A 20,276-nucleotide genomic window follows, 5' to 3' on the forward strand; every position below is an offset into this window, starting at 1 on the left:
AGGTCATCATTGCACACCTCCCGCATCATCGCCGCCGGCCTTGGGCACCATGGTGCGCCATGTGAATCCCACTTTGCTATCAATCAAAGTCACGGGAGAACCGGACCCAATCTGACGCAACACGGCTTCGCTCAAATCCCCCTTGCGCGTCAGCTCGATCATGTCGACACCGACATGGCCGGGGAATGCGTTTTCAATCCAGTATACAAAATTGTAAACGTCGATATCGTCCATCGCCTCAATCGCGATTTCAATCGGGCTGACCATCAGCTGCTGACCAGCCTCGGTCGCCTTCTCCGTATCTTCCTGTTGCGCGGCACCGATGGTGTAACGGGCGCTCAAAACACTGGATTGGGTTTGGATAGCCTCAATCGTGCGGCGGGCGTTGTAACGGTCCTGCTCACCAAAAAAATCGGATTTTTGAAGAACGGCGAACAATTCCTTCTGTTCTTCAATCTGTTGCAATTGCGTGCGCATTTTTTCGGTTTCATCACGACGCTGGGAAATCTCCGACCGTACCGTGCGCAATTCCTGATCCGTTTTGTCCTTTTGCGGCAAAACATACAGATATGTCGCCGCCCCCAGAAGGGCATTCACCACAAGCAAACCAGCAATCACTGTTACGCGGCGGGCGCCAAGAACTTCAATCATTGTTCTGCTCCCTCATAAGTCATGTCGGGAGTCGTCTGGTCTTCCATATTTGTGTCCACCGGACTATCCGTTGCCGAAGCATCAGTCGGCGCTCCATCAACAGGGGTTTCAGGTTCGTGGAATTGCACCGGACCGGTAATAACCAGTTCCGCAACATGATCTTCCAGCGGGGCCTGCACTCCGCCCTGCGCACCGGGCACACCCGTGCCGCCTTCAACTTCCTCATAGACCAGATCGCCGACCGGACGCGGAATGGCCACGTCGTAACCCGGCAAGGCCGTCCGCAAACGTGCTTGCAAATCATCAACTTCGCGCTTGGCCACCAGCGGGTCCACCGTTCCGGGGAAGCTGAGCTGCAACGATGCTTTTAATGTCGGGGCTTTTTGCTCCGGCGTCATCTCGGCCACAACATACGGATCATCCGGCAACTTGGGCACAACACGCTCAATCTTCATCGTATCCAGACGGAGTTCAGACCCCAGCGCCTCGCCCACTTTACGCAGGATCGGCAATGGCCGCAGGCTTTCAGCCTCCAGCGTCTTGTATGTTTCCAGCGATGACTGAATCAATTTGATATCAACGCCCAGCGCGTTCATGCGCGCCACTTCAATCTCGTATTCCTGGTTGACGTTGATGCGCAACCGTTGTTGCGACACCAGATCATCCTTTGCCGTGAACCAGGCTTGCGTATTGCCGGCCAACTGCCAGCCCAGATAGGCCGCACCGCAGAACAGCAACAAACCAGCAAATGTCGCCGCCTGACGCGGGCCATAGATTTTGTTGATGTCCGCCGCCACCATCGGCAGGATCAGGCGCGATTTGCGGCCAATCCACGACGCATGCAACGGGTCGGCGTGATATTGGTTTTCCTGGATGCCAATGCTGAAACCCAGTTCGCGCGCAGCCTCGCCCACCGTGTAATTGTGGATATTGCACGGCACGTCGATGCGCTGGCGCAACATTTCACCCGCCTGCGGCGTGGTGATGACGAAAACTTCGGTTCCATCGCCCGCAGAATAACCAAAGCGCGACAGATAGCTGATCGTCGCCTTGAATTCCTGCGCCACTTCGGACACCCATGCATTCGGGTCCGTGGACAGGTCCGTCACCGGCGTCATCCGTGTCATCGCCAATTGGCCGTCACGGGTAATCACCTGACGCAGACCACCACTTTGATGCTGACCAATCAGGACAGCCCAGCGGGATTTGGTTTTTTCACGCTTCGCCGCCTTCTCCGCCAACGCCCGGACCATGTCGGACGATTCAACGGGAAGCAGCGTAAAGCCCGCGATCGACGACATCGACGTCTTGACCGCGCCAATTGTTTTTTGCACCGGTTCCGACATCGGAACGGCGGCGAACAGATACAGCCCACCGCCCGCCTGTGCCGCGGTTGCGCCCGTTTTACGCGGGCCCGCATCTTTCAGCGCCAACGCGCCACGGATCGGATAATTCGGGAATGCCACGGCCAGTTTACGCGCAACCACGTTGGCCTTGTCCATCGGGCCGACCTTCGGAATACGCTGGCCGCCCTTGAACAATTGATCCGTCATGTCGTTGACGATCATCACCGACTTGCCACCGCATTCGCGGCGGATCAGGCCAGAGACCGTTTGTTCAAAATCACGCGTCGCCCACGGCACCGTATCAACCAGCCGGACCTTGCCCCCGACATCATAGACATACAGGGCATCGTCGCTGATCATAAGGACACAGCGCGAAGGCGTTAAAAATGGTATCGATGAACCCGGCATGGTTTAGAAATCAATATTCTCAAAGCTGGCGTAAATGGGACCGAAGACGGCAACGGCAATCCACATGATCATAACACCAAGGAACATGGTCAGGAAGGGTTCAATCATTGCGATAAGACCCTGGACCGCTTCATCCACGTCATTGGTGTAAAATTCCGCGACCTGATCCAGAACCACGGTCAGATTACCGGATTCCTCGCCCACCTTCAGCATACGGACAACCATGCTGGGAAATTCGCCAGACGCGTTGAAGGCCTCGGACAAGGGCGACCCGGCGGCCACCTGCTCCTCAACACCTTCCAACGCTTCAACCAGCGCCAGGTTTTTCACGGTATTCCGCGCAGCGCGCAGAGCCGACAATACGTCAATACCGCTGGCAAACATGGCCCCAAAGGTCTGGGCAAAGCGCGCAATGTTAATTTTCCGGATCAGTGGACCAGCCACCGGCATTTCCAGAAACAAGCGGTCCATCCTGTAAGCAAAATCCTCGGACGATTTCACCAGCGTCTTATAGATAACGTACAGGATCGGCGGCGTGGCCAGAACGCCCCACCAATATTGAACAAAGAAATCCGACGTCGCCATCAGGGACGTGGTGTACCACGGCAATTCCTGGTCCAGGTTACGGATAAAGCCGACAATCTGCGGTACGACGAAGCTCATCATCACCACGATGGTGGCAATAACGACCACAACCAGAATGGTCGGATAGCGCGTCGCTTTACGCACCTTGGCCTGCATTTGATCAACCCATTTCAGGTATTTGATCAAGTGGCGGTACGCGGCGGTCAGATCCCCTGTTTCCTCCCCCGCGGCAATCAGCGAGATATACAGGGAACCGAACGTCTTCGGGTGGTGGGCCATGGCCTCGGACAGGGCCGAACCATCGGACACATCGCGGTGAACCTCGGATAACACGTCACGCAAACGATCATGTTCGGTCGTATCACGAATATCGGCCAGCGCATCAAGCAAGGCCACGCCCGCGCCCTGCATCTGTTCCATGTGCATGAAAAGCTGGATCAGGTCACGCGTACTGATCTTCGGTGCCCGCACATCGGCCAGGAGTCCCTTTTTCTTGGTCAGCGACTGGCACTGGATCAGTTCCAGCCCGGCGCTTTGCAGCTGGTTGTACAAATCCACTTCGTTTGCAGCGGAAATGACGCCCCGGACAGGACGGCCCTTGTTATTAATGGCCCTGTATTTATAGCGATCTGCAGCCATGACACCCGAACTCTGGCAAGTATTGAAACGACTTTAATAAGGAACGGGCTGGATGCTTATTTATAAACATCAACGGCCGTAGCGAGGGATTCGAGGGTGGTAGTACCCTCAAGAACCTTCAGAATGCCATCGTCCTTCATGTTTTTAAAGCCTTTTTCGTAGGCCTTGCGTTTCAGCTCGGCCTTACTGCCATTTTGGGCGATCACTTCATCGAGCTCGTCATCAAACAGCAAAATCTCCGCTATGGAAATTCGACCCTTGTAACCCTGCCCCGCGCACATCTGGCATCCGCCCTGATGCGCTTTGTAAATGGTCGGCGGATTGGCGGGATCGACATTCAAAATCGCGCACTCATCCGGCCCCGGCTGATACGCCTCGCGGCAATGCGGGCAGACCTTGCGGACCAGACGCTGGGCAAACACGGCCACGATCGCCCCGGCGATCATCCCCGGCTTCAACCCCAGATCCAGCAAACGGGGAATCGCCCCGAATGAATCATTGGTGTGCAGGGTCGAATAAACCTGGTGACCCGTCATCGAGGCCTGCAACGCCTTTTCCGCCGTAATCCCGTCCCGGATCTCGCCCAGAAAGATGATGTCCGGATCCTGACGCAGAAGCGCGCGGATACCATCGGCAAATTCCAGCACGCCCTCACGCACCGGCGTCTGACGGATCATCGGCAGCGAATATTCCACCGGATCTTCCAGCGTTTGAATATTCACCTCGACCGTATTGATTTCGTTCAACATGGAATACAGCGACGTGGTCTTACCCGAACCGGTCGGGCCAGTCACAATAATGATCCCCTCCGGACGGGCCTGAGCCCGGCGGATTTTTTCGATGTTGTGAGCACTGAACCCCAACTGATCCAGCGGAATAATGTTGCTGCTCTGGTCCAGAACGCGCAGAACGATATTCTCGCCATGCACTGTCGGCAAGGACGACACACGGAAATCGGCCAGCTTGCCCCCGATATTCAAACCGAAGCGTCCATCCTGCGGACTCAGTTTATCGGCAATGTTCATATGCGACATGATTTTCAGTCGCTGGGAAATCCCGTTCCAGTGTTGTTTGTGCAAAATCTGCGCCGTGAACAAGACACCGTCCAGACGGTAACGCAAGCGCGCGAAGTTTTCTTCCGGTTCAAAGTGCAAGTCGGACGCACCAATTTTCACCGCGTCATAAACCAGCGCGTTCACCAGACGTACAATCGGGTGGGAATAGGCTTCGTCTTCGGACAATGTCGAAAGATCCGTCGGTTCGCCCTCTTCCAGCTCTTTCAGAATCGCAGCGATAGAACTGGCGTAGCCATAGGCCGCATCAATCGCTTCCGAAATAATCTTCGGCGTTGTCACCAACGGCTTGATTGTGATGTTCTTTGGCAGAAAACGACGCAACGTATCCATGGCCACCACGTCATACGGGTCACACATGGCCACGGCGGCTTCTTTATCATCAATGGAAATCGGCAAGAGCTGATGCTTCTTCGCCGTTGCCTTGTCGATCATCGCCAGCGCATCGCCGGAGAAAATCGTGTTCTTCGGATCAAACACATCAAAGCCGGAACTTTCCGCCAGAAAGCCGGACAGCAAATCTTCGTCAATAAACCCAAGGTCAACCAGAACAGATCCCAGCATCTTGCCGGTGACCTTTTTCTCCTGCAGGGCAACGTTCAACTGGTCTTCGGTAATAATGCCCATGGCGACCAGGCGATCACCCATACGGCCACGGTTCAGGTCTTCAGACAAACCACCCGCGTTTTGCACGGCCAGATCACGCGCGCCAGAGGCCGCGCCTGCGCTCGCCCCACTTCCAGATCCCGGTGATGATGGCTGTGGTTGTTGTCCCGGTTGTGGCCCGATGTCACGCGTGACGACCTCAACGGTTTCGGCCTCGATGTAATCGTCATCCAACGCCAGAGCAAAGGCCCCATCGTCAAGCTCCAGATCAGCCCCCGGCTTACGCGGAGCCTTTTTGTTTGAATCGTCCATCACTTCTGGTCCTGTATCTTTGGAAAAACGCATCGTTGATAACCCGGAAAAATCTATTGCAGTGAATGCCGGAAACGGCCCCCGAATGACGCGAATTCTGAAATCCGCCCCCTTACAGAATGCAGCGCAAACGTTAAAGAAAACCCTAATATATTATGACAAAACAAAGACTTCACGCGCGTGCGGCGCACAACCACCTGAAATATATAGAATTTTACTTAAATATCGTCGAAAACGGGGCCCAAATGCCTTTAGCACCGATTGATCGGTGCTGGGTAATTTCAGAACTGTGGGGAAAAATGGCGCGCCCGTAGGGATTCGAACCCCAAACCTCCTGATCCGTAGTCAGGTGCTCTATCCAATTGAGCTACGGGCGCATTCTGTTCCCTGAGGCGGATAAATCCGCCGGGGAAAGCGGAGCAGACCATAAGAGAAGCCGGAGCCGATTGCAAGGGGTTTATGACAGCTTTCTGAATTTCATTATTTTTTGTACAAATCCAAGGGGTTGCCCCCATCACCCCTACCTCTGTGCTGGCCGAACCACGCCGTCTTTTTCCGCATCTGCGGTTCACCATAACCGTGTTGCCCCCTCTGCCCGCCATCCACCTCACCCGTTCAACATAACTAATGTGTATGACCCTGATCTTTTGGGGTGAACGCGCCTTGACAGTCCAACGCTTTTCGTGTGTTTTTAAGGGGGTTTACAGGGACGAATCTGTCCCATTTCATGCCATAGCTGGATTGGTATTATGACACGCAATGTTTCCACCCGTCGGGGTGCTTCTTTTTCACGCTTTGCCTGCAACGCAGCCGTTTTCGCCCTCGCAGGTTTGAGCGCCGCCCTGATCAACGGTGCCCCCGCAGACGCCCGCACCAGCGGGTCAATGCCCCCGGCTCTGGTCGTGACCAACGAACCTTTGCCGAACGAACTGCAAAGCAAAATCTATCAGCAACCGCGCCGCGCGCCCGTGATCGACACCCAGCAAGTGATGGGATCGCAATACTGGGACGAAGGATCCGAAACCATTGTCAGCCGCAAGATCGACGATCTGCGCAAGGAACTGTTCGGCCTGCAGGGCAACGTCTCCGGCCTGTCCGATCGTTTGAACCAGCTCAGCCTGGCTGGCCAAAACCATTCCGCTGAATATTACGCCAACGTCGCAACGATCAGCACGCAATTGCAATCCGGCACCACACCGGGCAACCCGCGTTTGATCAAACGTTTGTCCGTTGCACGCAACTCGCTGGAACAATTGGCGGGCAATGTTGCATCGCTGAACGATCTGGCTGTTGAAATTTCGAATGCGGCCAGCATGGCTGGCTTCCTGCTGGAATCCGCACGCACCACCTACTCCCTGTCTGGCGCGGTGGAGGAAGATCACGTGCGTCTGTCCCAACTGGAAGATTCCATCAGCAACACCGTTGTTGCCATCGACCGCATGTTGAACACCGTGAATGACGATATCACCCGCACGGTTGCGTACCTGAGCACCGAGCGCAATAACCTGCGCACGCTGTCGCTGGGCATCACAACGGGCGATTTGTTCGGCAAGAGCCTGGGCACCCGCCCGTTCTCCGGCGCACCGCAAACATCCATGAACGGCGCCCCGCAAGCTGTTGCACCGATGGGCGATGATATGGCTGGCGGTTACGTTCAACCGGTGTCTCAACCCGCGCCGCTGGCCTCTGCCCGCCCGCTGGTCAAAATTCGTTTTGACAAAGCCAACGTCAATTACGAACAACCGGTTTACATGGCCGTGAACGAAGCGCTGCAACGCTACCCGAACGCGCGCTTTGAACTGGTCGCCGTTCAACCGACCGGTGGCAACAGCGCCGAAGCCACGATCGAAAGCACCCGCGCCCGTCGCAATGCTGAGAAAGTTTTGCGCAGCCTGACCGAAATGGGTGTATCGCTGGATCGCATTGATCTGTCGAACCTGCAAAGCAACGAAGCAACGACCAGCGAAGTGCATCTGTACGTTCGTTAATCAAACGCTTCAAACGATTTTCAAATCCCGGCGCAAGCCGGGATTTTGTTTTGGGCGATCATATTTGCACTGAGAAAAATGGCGTCCCCGGCGTGATTTGAACACGCGGCCTACGGTTTAGGAAACCGTTGCTCTATCCGGCTGAGCTACGGGGACACGCAAGACGCCCCATACCCTAGCGAAGGCGCACACGGTGCGCAATGCCCGTTCCATACAATTTTATCAATCACAACATGCTGAAACATCGACCTTTTTCAGCGCCCTGAAAAAAGACCGCGACACCGCGTCGAAGCGCCCTAAATCATTATCGTAGTGCGCCATAAACGCAGGAGGGTGTAGCCATGAGATCCCTGCTTTTTTCCATCGCCTTTGCCGTTGTGACCTTGATTGTTTTGACCCTGGCCTTCCCCGCCAAACCCAAGGCACAGGAAGCGCCCGCCCCGGCAACGTCACTGTTTTCCAGCACGGCGGAAACGTCGCTCATGCGCATCAACGCGCACAGGGGCCGTGCCGAGGAAGCAAGCTATAACAACGCGCAATCCATCCAGAATTTACTGGACCAGACCATGCTTGATACGCGCGGACAACCCGTTGCACCTGTTCATGACGTTATCATCGTCAACGGCGATGACCGCAATGACAATGAGGCGGAGTTCCTGATCCTGTCCGACGGTACGCAATTCGGCATGTCTGGGCGTATGGTTGCGCTGGAATATAATGACGCTATTAAAAGCGAACCGCGCCGCGAAACACTCAAACGCATCGACACCAGCGATAGCGAAGACATCGTGGCATTTGACTACAGCTTCGAACCCGGCATGAACGATACCCGTCTTTTACGCCTGAATGAAATCAGCGTCCGCAACACGATCGGCACACCAATCTATGGCACCAAAATGGATCAGGTCGGCATGGTCGCCGATGTGACTCTCCAAAACGGGCGGGCCGATTTGATCGTATTCATCCCCACTCCTGTCATGGGCATGGGCATTGATCCCGTCGCCTTGTTCTATGACCAGACGTTGATTATCAGCGCAGCGGACGGGCACAACGCCTTTCAGCTCAGTCCCGAGCAAGATGAGGCCCTGAGCCGTTACCGTTCGGCCCTGCGTACCTTCTAACCTGCAGAATAGCGGATTCGCCCACACCCTACCCGACGGATCCGCCCAGCCCCTGTGGTCCCCACCCCCACAGGGGTGCTTTTCATCTTGAATCACCGGGTTAAAGCTTTAAAATCCCCTGCATAATTTGATTCTGACCAATCTTTGTGAAAGGCCGCGCCGCAAAGCGCCGTGTAAGCACCATGAAAATTCTTGTTCCAGTGAAGCGTGTGATTGATGCCTATGTGACCATCCGGGTGAAAGCGGATGGCACAGGCGTCGAAACCGCCAACGTCAAAATGTCGATGAACCCGTTCTGCGAAATTGCGGTGGAAGAAGCCGTGCGCATGAAGGAAGCCGGCAAGGCCACCGAAATCGTTGTCGTCTCCGCCGGTCCGGCAAACGTGCAAGAAACCATGCGGACCGCGATGGCCATGGGCGCCGACCGCGGCATTCACATTCAAACGGATGAAGACATCCAACCGCTGGCCATGGCCAAGTTGCTGAAAGCCGTCGTTGAAAAAGAACAGCCGGGCCTCGTCCTGATGGGCAAGCAGGCAATTGACGGCGATAACAACCAAACGGGCCAGATGCTGGCCGGGTTGTTGAACTGGGCGCAAGGCACATTCGCATCCAAAGTTGAATTGGACGGCGATCACGCCATTGTGACGCGTGAAATTGATGGCGGCCTGGAAACGCTGAAACTGAAAATGCCGTGCGTGGTCACCACCGACCTGCGCTTGAACGAACCGCGTTACGCCGCTTTGCCGAACATTATGAAGGCCAAGAAAAAGCCGTTGGACACCACCACCCCGGCCGATCTGGGCGTGACCATCGAACACAAAGTCAAAACGCTGAAAGTGTCCGAGCCGCCGAAACGCGCCGCCGGGATCAAGGTCGCCGATGTGGCCGAACTGGTCAGCAAACTGAAAACCGAAGCAAAGGTGCTGTAAATGTCTATTCTTGTCATTGCCGAACACGACAACCAAACGCTCAACCACGCCACATTGTGCACGATTGCCGCGGCCCAGAAACTGGGCAACGACATCCACGTGCTGGTCGCTGGATCGGGCAGCGCATCCGTGGCCGATGCCGTATCCAAAGCCGCTGGCGTCACCAAAGTGTTGCATGCCGATGATGCGGCCTATGCCCGCGAGCTGGCCGAAAATATGGGCAACCTGATTGCGAAAATCGGCGGGTCCTATAGCCACATCCTGGCCCCTGCCTCGTTCTTCGGTAAAAACATTATGCCGCGTGCGGCGGCGTTGCTGGATGTTCAGCAAATTTCAGACATCATTGCGATCGAATCCGCCGACACATTCGTGCGTCCGGTTTATGCCGGTAACGCATTGGCCACCGTTCAAGTAACGGGTTCCCCCGTTATTGTGACGGTGCGTCCGACCGCGTTTGACGCCGTTGCCGAAACCGGTGGCGCCGGTGCGGTTGAGGCCTTGGCATCGGCTGGCGATTCCGGGCTGTCATCCTTCGTCGGACAGGAAGTGACAAAATCCGAACGCCCCGATCTGCAAACGGCCAAGGTTGTCGTTTCTGGCGGCCGCGGTTTGGGCAGTGGTGAAAACTACGAAAAAATCATCACGCCGCTGGCGGACAAATTGGGCGCAGCCCTGGGTGCATCACGCGCCGCGGTCGATGCCGGGTATGTGCCAAACGATTATCAGGTTGGCCAGACCGGCAAGGTCGTCGCCCCGCAGCTTTATATCGCCGTCGGTATCTCCGGCGCGATCCAGCATCTGGCCGGGATGAAAGATTCCAAAGTCATCGTAGCCATCAACAAGGACGCCGACGCCCCGATCTTCCAGATTGCCGATTACGGTCTGGTCGCCGATTTGTTTGAAGCGGTGCCGGAACTGGAAAAAGCCCTCGGGTAAAACAATAATGCGAAAATAAAAACGGGGCTGATCGGCCCCGTTTTTTTTCACCCCATTTGAACCAGTCCCCAAAACCAGGCCAATCTCTCTAAAAACCACCTGATTATATCATTATGACAACCGATTACGCTTGACCCCGTCCCCGGTTTGGATATGGTACACCCACCTTGCAATAAAACAGCGTTTTGGACGATGTCGAACCCTCTTTTAAGTGCCATTGCCGGATCGGATAAAGTATCCGTGCGTCTGGCCAAGACCCCCGCAGAAATCGAAGCGGCGCAGCGTTTGCGCTATCAGATTTTCTATGACGAATTTGGCGCGAAACCGGATGACACCGTCGCGGCCACAAAGCTGGACGCCGATAAATATGATCCGGTTGCGGACCATATTATTGTTGTCGATACGTCCGGCGATGTGGAAAAAATCGTCGGCACCTATCGCCTGATCCGCAAGGAGCCCGCCGATTCCGTTGGCGGTTTCTACACCAGCAACGAATACGACATCAGCGCCCTGCAATCCTGTGGCATGAGCATTCTGGAACTGGGGCGCTCCTGCGTTCTGCCGGATTATCGCACACGTCCCGTCTTGCAATTGCTGTGGCAGGGTATCGCCAATTACGTGATGGTGGATCACCAGATTGAATTGTTGTTCGGGTGCGCCAGCTTCCACGGTACCGATCCAGAAAAAATTTCGGAACAACTGTCTTACCTGTATCACTATCACCTCGCCCCGCCGGGTCTGCGCCCGACGGCATTGCCGGACCGGTTCGTGAAAATGGACCTGCACCCGAAGGAAAGCCTGAACCCGAAGAAAATTTTCAACGAACTTCCGCCGTTGATTAAAGGTTATTTGCGCGTGGGGTCCATGGTTGGCGATGGCGCGGTGATTGATGAACAATTCAACACCATTGATGTCTGCATCGTTTTGCAAACCCATCTGGTCACCAGCCGTTACAAAAAACATTACGAACGCAAAACGGGCCAGAACATGCCCATCCCCGAGGAACTGGCCGGACAGACGGACGCAGACGCCGAAGCCTTGTTCCGCCGGGATTGAAAGATGAAAGCACAATGACCCGCACCCTGATCGCCGTTACAAAAATCCTGATGTTCGTGCTGTGGTCGTTGCTGGTTGCGCCGTTGCAGTTTGTGTTCCTGCTGTTTAATCGCGGTCCGGCGGCGTATATCCTGCCGCATATCTGGCAGCGTGGTGTGTGCCGTATCCTGGGCCTGCGCGTTGTTGTCGAGGGAACGCCAGAGACAACACGGCAAGTGATGTTCGTATCGAACCACCTGTCCTATCTCGACATCCCCGTGATCGCCAGCGTTTTGAAAGCATCCTTCATCGCAAAGAAAGATGTCAGCTCGTGGCCTGTGTTCGGTTTCCTCTCCACCCTGCAACAAACCGCGTTCATCAGCCGGGACCGCAAGGATGCGAAGGTGGAAAAAAACAACCTGTCCGCCATGATCGCCGCGGGCAAAAGCCTGATCCTGTTCCCCGAAGGCACATCGACCGATGGGTGCGATGTTGTGAAATTTAAATCCAGCCTGTTTTCACTGGCCGCGGATCCGGCCACGGGTGCTTTCCTGCCGGTTCAGCCCATCAGCCTGCTCATGGACCGCGTCGATGGCCGCGCCCCCGTCGCCGGGCCGAATGATGTGCGGGACCTTTATGCCTGGCATGGCGACATGACCATGGGGCCGCACTTATGGAATTTTTTCAAATCCCGCGGGGCAACCATCCGCCTGATTTTCCACCCGGTTCTGGACCCGCAGGTTTACAGTGACCGTAAATTGCTGGCCGACGCCGCCTGGAATCAGGTGCGCGCGGGTGTCACGGGCTCCGCCCTGCCCGGACCGGCCACCGCCTCCACCCTTGCCGCCGTAGCGATTGGCTGCGGTTAGGGTACAAACCAGAACAATATTGTAGAAGACGCAAAAGGACGTAAAACCATGTCACAAGCCCAAGCCAAGCTGAAAATGACCGGCGAGGAATCCTCGAAAATCCAGAAATTTCTGGAAAACACCCTGAAAACCCCGGGCTTGGCCCTGCGCGCCCGCCCGCAAGCCTCCGACTCGGTCGAGGTGCTAGTCAATGGCGAATATATCGGTCTGATTCACAAGGATCTGGATGAAGGCGAAACGTCCTATATCTTCACCATGACCATTCTGGACATTGATCTGGAAGAATAAACCCCGGTTTATTGCGGATTTTCAACGCCCCTGCGCCCCCTTTTTGGGTCAGCAGGGGCGTTTTCCTTTTGCAGAATGGTAAATTTGCAAAAGCCCTATCCCTTCAGGTACAATTCTATAATCCCTTTTCGTGGTTTGCGTCATGACAAAACCCGGGGGATTCTGTACACTGACGGGGCGTGTGACAATAAGAGGGGACGAAGAGCCTATGATCCTGTTTTCCGGGAATAAACAATCCAAAGCGGGGCCTGTATCCGCCCGTTCCGTCATTCGCATGGCCTTGACGATGTGTGGCGCGGCCTTGATCGCCGCGACGATCTCATCCGCGGCCCAGGCGCAGCCCGCCAGTTGCGATCCCGCTTATTGGGAATCCATGAAACAACGCGGCATGCTGGAAGCCCAACGCGAGGTTCAGCAGAACCAGAACTTGATTTTCAAGGCCGACAGCGTTTTGGAACTCACATGTTTCGACCGTCAGCTTCAGGCCCTGGCCCAGCAAGCGATCAGCCTGTTCAGTGAAACCACACGCTGGGGCGTTATTCTGTCGCCGACATCCATGGATGCCGCGCTGAATAATCTGGTCGCCACGGGATTGATGAACTACATCGCCAACAACAGCTTCGCCCATAATTACGGCGGCGGACGATTCCCTGGTGATTACACCATGCAATCATCCTTTGGCGGCAGCACGGTATATAACTGCAACACCATGGCGCTCGTGTGGGAAGCAGCCAAGTGCTACAACTTCGCCGAAGAAAGCAAAGACGGCTTCTTCACGTTGGCCGATTTCGTTGAACCGCGCGTTGGCGTTGGCCACCAGGGATTCACCTGCTCCGGCGATGGCCGATTGGGCAATATGCGCAGTGTTGCATCCAACTCCGGTGATCAGTATCAGACGGAAACATACAACTCCTACGCCGGATTGTTCGCATCCGACTCCTGCTCGGCCCCGATCCCGACCGGGGTGCGTGTATCACGCGTGAACATGAATCCGTATAACGAACACATCTGTATCAACCCGGGTTGCTTCTACAACCTGTCGACCTGTACGAACACACCGTAAAACGGGACTAGGAAATCAGTTGAAAAACTCAGACATCAGCGTCCGGACCTTGGTCTGGACGCTTTTGTTTTGTGGCTGGAGTTCAAGAAACAAACGGATCGTTTGCAGATTGCGACGACGATCAATCGCCTCATATCCCGGCTTTACGGGCTCGGGTTTGATATCGGCGGCGGGGTTCCATGCCTTCACCCCCGGTGGCAAGGATGGGCGGTCATCGGACACAGGCTCCATCAGATCCAGCAACGTCCGATCCCCTATCAGCGCCCGTACCCGGGCCAGCAAGGCCGGGTCCAGTTGGTCCCGCGTCTGGCGCAATTGCGTCAGGGCATCGTCCAGAACCTGTTTTCGGCGGAGGGCGGCGGGGTCTAGAGAGGAATCGGTCACGGCGGAAATCCTTTCCGTTTAGGCGGCTAATCCATTGATTTTCAGCCGATTATGGCCGATTTTTAACTGGTCAAAGGGGTGTGGACCCCTTATATCTTCATACCATTACGATACGCCCATTTGCCTAACACAAGGTTAGCAAGGAATTTCCGGGACTTAAGGGACCATGGAACGGATTTACAGGACATTGATGCGGGCCGGGACCCCGGCCCTCCGGCTGTTGCTGGCCACCCGCGTCAAGCGCGGCAAGGAAGACCCCGCCCGTTTGAACGAACGAATGGGCGTGGCCGGGCATGCCCGTCCGGACGGCGCGCTGGTCTGGTTCCATGCGGCCAGTGTGGGCGAGGCCCAATCGACCCTGATCCTGATCACCGCCCTGCTCGACGCACATCCCGACCTTAACATCTTGGTGACAACGGGCACCGTAACGTCTGCGGAGTTGATGAAGAACCGCCTGCCCCCGCGCGCGATCCACCAGTTTTATCCGCTGGATCACCCGGCATGGGTGGACCGGTTTGTCGATTATTGGCACCCCGATCTGGTTCTCTGGATGGAATCTGAACTCTGGCCCAATATGCTGGGCGCCATCCGGGCGCGGCATATTCCGGCTGTGTTGGTCAATGCCCGCCTGTCGCCGCGGTCGATGCGCCGCTGGAAACGGATGCGCAGTGTGATTACGCCGATGCTGTCCACCTTCACCACCATCCTGACCCAAACGGATGAACACGCGGCCAATTACCGGGCCCTGGGCGCAACCAACATCATTACCACCGACAATCTGAAATTTGCATCGCTGCCCTTGCCATACAACGCCACAGACCTGCATGCACTGAAAGATGCGATTGGCGCGCGCCCTGTCTGGCTGTATGCCAGCACGCATGACGGTGAAGAAGGATTGGCCTGCACCCTGCATCACAAATTATTTATTGATTTCCCCGAATTGCTGACCATCATCGTGCCGCGCCATCCGGAACGGCGCGAGGTGATTGCCACCACAGTGCGGGCCGAACATTTGCGCGTGTGTTTGCGCGGCCCCAACAAAGCCCTGCCCGGCATGGATGATGACATTTACGTCGCCGACACGCTGGGGGAATTGGGATTGTTCTACCGCCTGGCCCCCATATCCTGCATCGGCCGATCATTCAGCCGCGATGGCGGCGGTGGCCACAACCCGGTTGAAGCGGCCCAGCTTGGATCCGCCGTTCTTTACGGCCCACTGGTCCAGAACCAGCAAGCTTTGTATGACGAAATGCGTGATTACGGTGCGGCCATTGCCCTGACCGACACCGACATGTTCGCCAGCACGCTGCATGATCTGTTACACAACCAAAGCCGTTTGATCGAACAGCAAAACCGCGGCCAGAATTTTGCCCGTGAAAAAAATGCCGTTCTGGACCGCGTCATGGCCGCGATTACACCGTTGGTGCCCACCCCGAAAAAATCGGACGCGGCGTAAGATGGTCAGAAAAACGCCGGCATTTTGGTACAAAGATACAACCGATTGGCGCGCACAGGCCTTGGCCGCACCATCGGCCCTGTACGCCGTGGGCCATGCCATTCACATGGCCACCGCCCGCCCGAAAGCGGTGCCCGTCCCCGTGATTTGTGTCGGCAATATCACAGCCGGCGGGGCCGGGAAAACACCGATCGCCCGCGCGGTTATGCGCCTGATTCAGGAACGTGAACTGGCCCGAAACCCGGTCTTTTTAACCCGCGGATATGGCGGAACGGAATCCGGCCCCGTTGTGGTGGATACCACCGCACACAACAGCACGGCCATGGGCGATGAATCCCTGCTCCTGTCCCGTGATGGCGCGACCATCTTATCCCGCAACCGTTATGATGGCGCCCAATTCGCCATTGCAAACGGATATGACATGATTGTGATGGATGATGGATTGCACAACACATCCCTGCATCGCGATCTCAATATACTGGTGATTGATGGGCATCACGGCATCGGCAATGGATTGATGATCCCCGCCGGGCCGTTGCGCACGCCGTTGCACCGCGGATTGAACCGCGCCGATATCATCATCATTATCGGCAATGATCGCACCAATATTGCCGCGCGCATCCCATCCGGAAAAACCATCATTCACGCCCGCCTTGTTGCCGATGCCACACCACAACATGGTGTGAATTATCATGGCTTCTGCGGTCTGGGATTGCCGGAAAAATTCAAGGGCACCTTGCACGAAGCCGGATACACCTTGACCGGATTTACTGCGTTTCCAGATCACCACCCCTACACGCCGGATGATCTGGATAAGCTGGCCCACATTGTCGAAAATGCCCGCCTGATTACAACAGAGAAAGACGCAGTTCGTCTGCCTGATGATTTTATCGCGCGTCACAATGTTGAAATTCTGCCCGTATCCATTCGCATGGATGATGACGATGCCGACCGGCTGGCCACCGCGATTGGAGCCATCAAAAAATGAAACAGATCCGTTATCTGATCCAGTTTATCGCGCTTTTGCCGATCATGGGGCTGTTTGCCATTCTGCCCGCGGCCACCGCATCCAATCTGGGCGGTTGGCTGGGGCGCATTGTTGGCCCCAAACTGGGTGCGAATAAAAAGGCCCTGCGGCATCTGCAGATGGCCCTGCCCGGAAAGACGGATGATGCGTATGCGGCCATCATCACCGGCATGTGGGACAATCTGGGCCGCACATTCGCCGAATACCCACACATTAAAACGCTGGCTCGCAAAACCGAAATCGTTGGTGCCGACAACCTTCTGACACCGCTGGACGATGAAAAGCCCGCCATTATGTTTTCCGCCCATCTGGGTAACTGGGAATTACAACCCCCCAGCATGCTGACTCAGCATGGCCAACGGGTGGACACGATCGTCCGCGCCCCCAACAACCCGTATGTGGGATGGTTGTTAAAACGCTTTCGTGAAATGGGCGGACGCATTGCGACCCTGCCCAAATCGAAACAGGGCACGCGCCAATTGGTGCAAACATTGAAAGACGGACGCCCCATCGGCATTTTGATTGACCAGAAATATAACGAGGGCATTGCCATGCCCTTTTTCGGCCACCCCGCCATGACCAGCCCGGCCTTCGTTCAACTGGCACAAAAATTCAAATGTCCATTGATCCCATCGCGACTGGAACGGACCGATCGCACATCGTTCCGCTTAACCTTCTACCCCGCTCTGCCCGTATTCGATGAAGACGGAAACCCCCGCAAAGTGGAAGACGTGATCACGGATGCCCACGCCATGATCGAACAATGGATCACCGAACGCCCAGACCAATGGATATGGCTGCACCGCCGCTGGATCGATGAAAGCCGCGACGTGACCCATGCGGGTACGGATAGCATCAATTAAAGGATCAGAATGTTTCTACGCCGTTGGCGATCTCTTCGGCGGCTTGTTCCATGATGGTTTGCATGGCCGGGCCGAATACAGCACGCCCCGCCGGGGTCACCATATTGCCGTTAAGCTGTTGCGTCATAAACGCCAGCAACATTTTAGGACCGGCGGTCATCACGCCGCGTTCTTCCATGATCGACATGGTTTCAACACGGCTTTGTTCATAACTTAGACCCGCGGATGAGCCAACGTCGGCTTCGTGCAACAACATGGCCATCATCGACAAGGCGGGGTTTTCGTCGAACCGGCGCAATTTACCAATCATCATCATGCCGATATCGTCTTCGGTCACATTGCCGACGAAGAAATAATCAAAAATCTTGCGCATGCGCACGCACGGGCTGTTTTCCCCGGCAAAGAACGTGATGTCGGTGCAAAAGACGATGGTTTCAATTTCGGCCAGCAAATCGCGGTCCAGATCCAGCGCCTGAAAATACGGGCGGGCAATATCCACCGCGCGCTGCTCCATATAACCCGGCGTATAAATGCCATCGCGCATGTTGTCGCCGCCTTCGTGGCCCAGATCGTGGATCGCCGCGGCAATCAACATCTGGATAATCTGCGCTTCGCTCAGCTTAATGGCTTTTTCATCCTGCAACGCCTGATGCGTAACCATCAAACGGATCACATGGAACATCACTTTGCGGTAATGTTCATTGCCATGATACAGCAAATTGTTCGGATATTCGGCCAACAGTGCCGCCGTTAAAACCGACGCCACATCCGGATGATCATGCGGAATGTTGAAATGGTCGATGGCATGCGCCGCCATGGCCACCATGGATGGCCCGCCCCCTTCGTCCGCCCAACGATTGAAAACGGATGTCGCGCGTGCGCCATACGCCACCAGATCCGGCCCAAACAGCAGCTCGGACACATCGGTCATGCGCGCATCATCATCGGCGTAATTATCGACGATTGTATCCAGAACAGCGGCCAGTTCATCAGGCGCAAAACCTTTTTCGTCGCCCTGCACATCGGCAAGGCGCGGACGCAAGGCCTTCAGGGCCGCGGTGGCCCAGTAATTTTGGCGTGGTCGTAAAGCCAGTTCGTGCAACAAAAAATCGACTTTCTTCTAAAAAAGCGGCCATGCACTGAACAAAGAGCACGCCACACCCAAAAAAACCTGCTTTTTCAGGGTAATATTAAAGGGTTAAAAAATAAAGGCTTTGCTTGTGATAAGATGGTTTTTCCGGCTATGCTGTTGTGCAAAATAAGAAAAAACCTATGTAAATACGGATAGTTAGAGGAAAAACCATGACCAGAACACACTGGACCCCGTCCAGCTGGCGCGACAAGCCCGCCCGCCAATTGCCGGCCTATCCGGACGCCCTGGCCCTGAAACGGGTTGAAGAGGCTTTGGAGGCCCTGCCCCCTCTGGTTTTCGCCGGGGAAGCCCGCAATCTGACCGCCCAGCTGGCCGATGTGGCCGCGGGCCGTGCCTTCCTGTTGCAAGGGGGCGATTGCGCCGAAAGCTTTGCCGAATTCAGCGCCGGGAAAATCCGCGATTCATTCCGCGTGATTTTGCAAATGGCCATTGTCATGACGTTCGCTGCCGGATTGCCGATTGTGAAGGTGGGCCGCATGGCCGGGCAATTCGCCAAACCGCGCAGCGATGATAACGAAACCATCGACGGCGTGACCCTGCCCAGCTATCGCGGCGATAACGTGAACGGATTTGATTTCACCGCCGAAGCCCGCACCCCCGACCCCGACCGCATGATCCGCGCCTATCACCAGGCTGCATCAACGCTGAACCTGCTGCGCGCATTCGCGCAAGGGGGCTATGCCGATTTAAACCGCGTGCATAAGTGGAATTTGGATTTCGTCAAGGACAGCAGCCTCAGCGAACGCTATGACGATCTGGCCACGCGGATCGACCAAGCCCTGACCTTTATGGGCGCATGCGGTATTACGGGGGACAAAGTTCCGGCCATTCGTGAAACCAATTTTTATACCTCGCACGAAGCATTGTTATTGCCGTATGAGGAAGCCCTGACCCGTGTGGACAGCACGACGGGTGATTGGTACGCCTGCTCCGCGCACTTCCTCTGGGTTGGCGCCCGCACGAACCAGACCGAAGGCGCGCAGATTGAATATGTGCGCGGCATCGCCAACCCGATCGGATTGAAATGCCCGCCGGATCTGGACCCGGATACGCTGATCTGCCTGATCGATACGCTGAACCCGAACAACGAACCCGGCCGCCTGACGCTGATCGCCCGCATGGGCCATGGGAACGTTGAGGACAAACTGACCCCGCTGGTCCGTGCCGTGAAACGTGAAGGGCGCAGTGTTGTCTGGTCCTGTGACCCCATGCATGGCAACACATTCAAATCATCATCCGGTTACAAAACACGGAAATTTGAAAATGTTCTGGGCGAAGTGCGGGAATTTTTCGGCGTTCACGCGGCGGAAGGCACCCACCCCGGCGGCATTCATCTGGAATTGACCGGACAAAACGTCACCGAATGCACGGGCGGCGCACAGGACATTACCGAAGAAAACCTGTCCGACCGTTACCACACCCATTGCGACCCGCGTTTGAATGCAAACCAGGCGCTGGAAATGGCCTTTATGCTGGCGGAGGAATTGAAGTCCCTGCGCCTGGCCCCGGCCACGGGTGTGATATCGCACGCGGCGGAATAA

The 20,276-nt window shown here is 55.8% G+C and carries 18 protein-coding genes and 2 tRNA genes; 12 read left to right on the top strand and 8 right to left on the bottom strand.

The window, feature by feature from the left end:
• Nucleotides 1–6: 6 nt before the first annotated feature.
• The 5 genes from A11S_RS07065 to A11S_RS07085 form a co-directional block, all read right to left on the bottom strand.
• Nucleotides 7–651, bottom strand: coding sequence for a hypothetical protein (locus A11S_RS07065; RefSeq protein ID WP_015467817.1), 645 nt, complete (start codon nt 649–651; stop codon nt 7–9).
• A complete protein-coding gene (locus A11S_RS07070) occupies nt 648–2,357 on the bottom strand; it encodes a hypothetical protein (protein WP_015467818.1) in 1,710 nt (569 codons plus the stop codon). The genes A11S_RS07065 and A11S_RS07070 overlap by 4 nt, the downstream gene beginning before the upstream one ends.
• 51 nt (nt 2,358–2,408) lie before the next feature.
• The gene (locus A11S_RS07075) at nt 2,409–3,629 is read right to left on the bottom strand and encodes a type II secretion system F family protein (RefSeq protein ID WP_015467819.1); all 1,221 of its coding nucleotides are present in this window, start codon (nt 3,627–3,629) and stop codon (nt 2,409–2,411) included.
• Between the two features lie 56 nt (nt 3,630–3,685).
• Nucleotides 3,686–5,620, bottom strand: coding sequence for a GspE/PulE family protein (locus tag A11S_RS07080; protein WP_148285184.1), 1,935 nt, complete (start codon nt 5,618–5,620; stop codon nt 3,686–3,688).
• A gap of 300 nt (nt 5,621–5,920) precedes the next feature.
• Nucleotides 5,921–5,997, bottom strand: a tRNA-Arg gene (locus A11S_RS07085).
• A 372-nt stretch (nt 5,998–6,369) separates the two neighbouring features.
• On the opposite strand from A11S_RS07085, the gene A11S_RS07090 reads away from it, so the two are divergent.
• Nucleotides 6,370–7,608 carry a hypothetical protein gene (locus A11S_RS07090; RefSeq protein WP_015467821.1) on the top strand — a complete coding sequence of 413 codons (1,239 nt, stop codon included), beginning with the start codon at nt 6,370–6,372 and terminating at the stop codon, nt 7,606–7,608.
• Between the two features lie 79 nt (nt 7,609–7,687).
• Here A11S_RS07090 and A11S_RS07095 read toward each other — a convergent pair.
• A tRNA-Arg gene (locus tag A11S_RS07095) sits at nt 7,688–7,764 on the bottom strand.
• 185 nt (nt 7,765–7,949) lie between these two features.
• Between A11S_RS07095 and A11S_RS07100 the strand changes: the two genes are divergently transcribed.
• The 7 genes from A11S_RS07100 (at nt 7,950) to A11S_RS07130 (ending at nt 13,852) form a co-directional block, all read left to right on the top strand.
• Nucleotides 7,950–8,729, top strand: coding sequence for a hypothetical protein (locus tag A11S_RS07100; protein ID WP_015467823.1), 780 nt, complete (start codon nt 7,950–7,952; stop codon nt 8,727–8,729).
• A gap of 182 nt (nt 8,730–8,911) precedes the next feature.
• A complete protein-coding gene (locus A11S_RS07105; protein WP_015467824.1) occupies nt 8,912–9,661 on the top strand; it encodes an electron transfer flavoprotein subunit beta/FixA family protein in 750 nt (249 codons plus the stop codon).
• Entirely contained in the window at nt 9,662–10,597 is a 936-nt protein-coding gene (locus A11S_RS07110) for an electron transfer flavoprotein subunit alpha/FixB family protein (RefSeq protein WP_015467825.1), read from the top strand.
• Between the two features lie 192 nt (nt 10,598–10,789).
• Nucleotides 10,790–11,653: a GNAT family N-acetyltransferase gene (locus A11S_RS07115; RefSeq protein WP_015467826.1), complete on the top strand. Its 864-nt coding sequence runs from the start codon at nt 10,790–10,792 to the stop codon at nt 11,651–11,653.
• 14 nt (nt 11,654–11,667) lie between these two features.
• The gene (locus A11S_RS07120; protein ID WP_041803080.1) at nt 11,668–12,501 is read left to right on the top strand and encodes a lysophospholipid acyltransferase family protein; all 834 of its coding nucleotides are present in this window, start codon (nt 11,668–11,670) and stop codon (nt 12,499–12,501) included.
• A 48-nt stretch (nt 12,502–12,549) separates the two neighbouring features.
• The gene (locus tag A11S_RS07125) at nt 12,550–12,789 is read left to right on the top strand and encodes a DUF3126 family protein (RefSeq protein ID WP_015467828.1); all 240 of its coding nucleotides are present in this window, start codon (nt 12,550–12,552) and stop codon (nt 12,787–12,789) included.
• A gap of 208 nt (nt 12,790–12,997) precedes the next feature.
• Complete coding sequence (locus A11S_RS07130; protein WP_015467829.1) at nt 12,998–13,852, top strand: hypothetical protein; 855 nt, start codon at nt 12,998–13,000, stop codon at nt 13,850–13,852.
• 15 nt (nt 13,853–13,867) lie between these two features.
• On the opposite strand, the gene A11S_RS07135 is transcribed toward A11S_RS07130, so the two are convergent.
• Nucleotides 13,868–14,236 (bottom strand): hypothetical protein, encoded by a 369-nt coding sequence (locus tag A11S_RS07135; protein ID WP_015467830.1) that lies wholly within the window; start codon nt 14,234–14,236, stop codon nt 13,868–13,870.
• Nucleotides 14,237–14,402: 166 nt separating this feature from the next.
• On the opposite strand from A11S_RS07135, the gene A11S_RS07140 reads away from it, so the two are divergent.
• Genes A11S_RS07140 through A11S_RS07150 form a run of 3 tightly spaced genes read left to right on the top strand, consistent with a single transcriptional unit; the run spans nt 14,403 to nt 17,582 of the window.
• Complete coding sequence (locus tag A11S_RS07140) at nt 14,403–15,692, top strand: 3-deoxy-D-manno-octulosonic acid transferase (protein WP_015467831.1); 1,290 nt, start codon at nt 14,403–14,405, stop codon at nt 15,690–15,692.
• 1 nt (nt 15,693) lies between these two features.
• Nucleotides 15,694–16,680 (top strand): tetraacyldisaccharide 4'-kinase, encoded by a 987-nt coding sequence (gene lpxK / locus A11S_RS07145; protein ID WP_015467832.1) that lies wholly within the window; start codon nt 15,694–15,696, stop codon nt 16,678–16,680.
• Nucleotides 16,677–17,582 (top strand): lysophospholipid acyltransferase family protein, encoded by a 906-nt coding sequence (locus A11S_RS07150; protein WP_015467833.1) that lies wholly within the window; start codon nt 16,677–16,679, stop codon nt 17,580–17,582. The genes lpxK and A11S_RS07150 overlap by 4 nt, the downstream gene beginning before the upstream one ends.
• A 4-nt stretch (nt 17,583–17,586) precedes the next feature.
• Here A11S_RS07150 and A11S_RS07155 read toward each other — a convergent pair whose 3' ends face one another.
• Complete coding sequence (locus A11S_RS07155; RefSeq protein ID WP_015467834.1) at nt 17,587–18,687, bottom strand: hypothetical protein; 1,101 nt, start codon at nt 18,685–18,687, stop codon at nt 17,587–17,589.
• A gap of 197 nt (nt 18,688–18,884) precedes the next feature.
• Here A11S_RS07155 and A11S_RS07160 point away from each other — a divergent pair, with 197 nt between their 5' ends.
• Entirely contained in the window at nt 18,885–20,276 is a 1,392-nt protein-coding gene (locus A11S_RS07160) for a class II 3-deoxy-7-phosphoheptulonate synthase (RefSeq protein ID WP_015467835.1), read from the top strand.

The organism is Micavibrio aeruginosavorus EPB (assembly GCF_000348745.1).
In the GTDB taxonomy this organism is placed as follows: Bacteria; Pseudomonadota; Alphaproteobacteria; order Micavibrionales; family Micavibrionaceae; genus Micavibrio; species Micavibrio aeruginosavorus_A.

Bases quoted from the DNA above. Each gene is read 5' to 3' on its own strand.
- A11S_RS07100 (WP_015467823.1), top strand. From the start codon at position 7,950: ATGAGATCCCTGCTTTTTTCCATCGCCTTTGCCGTTGTGACCTTGATT.
- A11S_RS07125 (WP_015467828.1), top strand. From the start codon at position 12,550: ATGTCACAAGCCCAAGCCAAGCTGAAAATGACCGGCGAGGAATCCTCG.
- A11S_RS07090 (WP_015467821.1), top strand. From the start codon at position 6,370: ATGACACGCAATGTTTCCACCCGTCGGGGTGCTTCTTTTTCACGCTTT.
- A11S_RS07070 (WP_015467818.1), bottom strand. From the start codon at position 2,357: ATGATCAGCGACGATGCCCTGTATGTCTATGATGTCGGGGGCAAGGTC.
- A11S_RS07130 (WP_015467829.1), top strand. From the start codon at position 12,998: ATGATCCTGTTTTCCGGGAATAAACAATCCAAAGCGGGGCCTGTATCC.
- A11S_RS07120 (WP_041803080.1), top strand. From the start codon at position 11,668: ATGACCCGCACCCTGATCGCCGTTACAAAAATCCTGATGTTCGTGCTG.
- A11S_RS07115 (WP_015467826.1), top strand. From the start codon at position 10,790: ATGTCGAACCCTCTTTTAAGTGCCATTGCCGGATCGGATAAAGTATCC.
- A11S_RS07160 (WP_015467835.1), top strand. From the start codon at position 18,885: ATGACCAGAACACACTGGACCCCGTCCAGCTGGCGCGACAAGCCCGCC.
- lpxK (WP_015467832.1), top strand. From the start codon at position 15,694: ATGGTCAGAAAAACGCCGGCATTTTGGTACAAAGATACAACCGATTGG.
- A11S_RS07105 (WP_015467824.1), top strand. From the start codon at position 8,912: ATGAAAATTCTTGTTCCAGTGAAGCGTGTGATTGATGCCTATGTGACC.
- A11S_RS07065 (WP_015467817.1), bottom strand. From the start codon at position 651: ATGATTGAAGTTCTTGGCGCCCGCCGCGTAACAGTGATTGCTGGTTTG.
- A11S_RS07150 (WP_015467833.1), top strand. From the start codon at position 16,677: ATGAAACAGATCCGTTATCTGATCCAGTTTATCGCGCTTTTGCCGATC.
- A11S_RS07080 (WP_148285184.1), bottom strand. From the start codon at position 5,620: ATGGACGATTCAAACAAAAAGGCTCCGCGTAAGCCGGGGGCTGATCTG.
- A11S_RS07110 (WP_015467825.1), top strand. From the start codon at position 9,662: ATGTCTATTCTTGTCATTGCCGAACACGACAACCAAACGCTCAACCAC.
- A11S_RS07075 (WP_015467819.1), bottom strand. From the start codon at position 3,629: ATGGCTGCAGATCGCTATAAATACAGGGCCATTAATAACAAGGGCCGT.
- A11S_RS07140 (WP_015467831.1), top strand. From the start codon at position 14,403: ATGGAACGGATTTACAGGACATTGATGCGGGCCGGGACCCCGGCCCTC.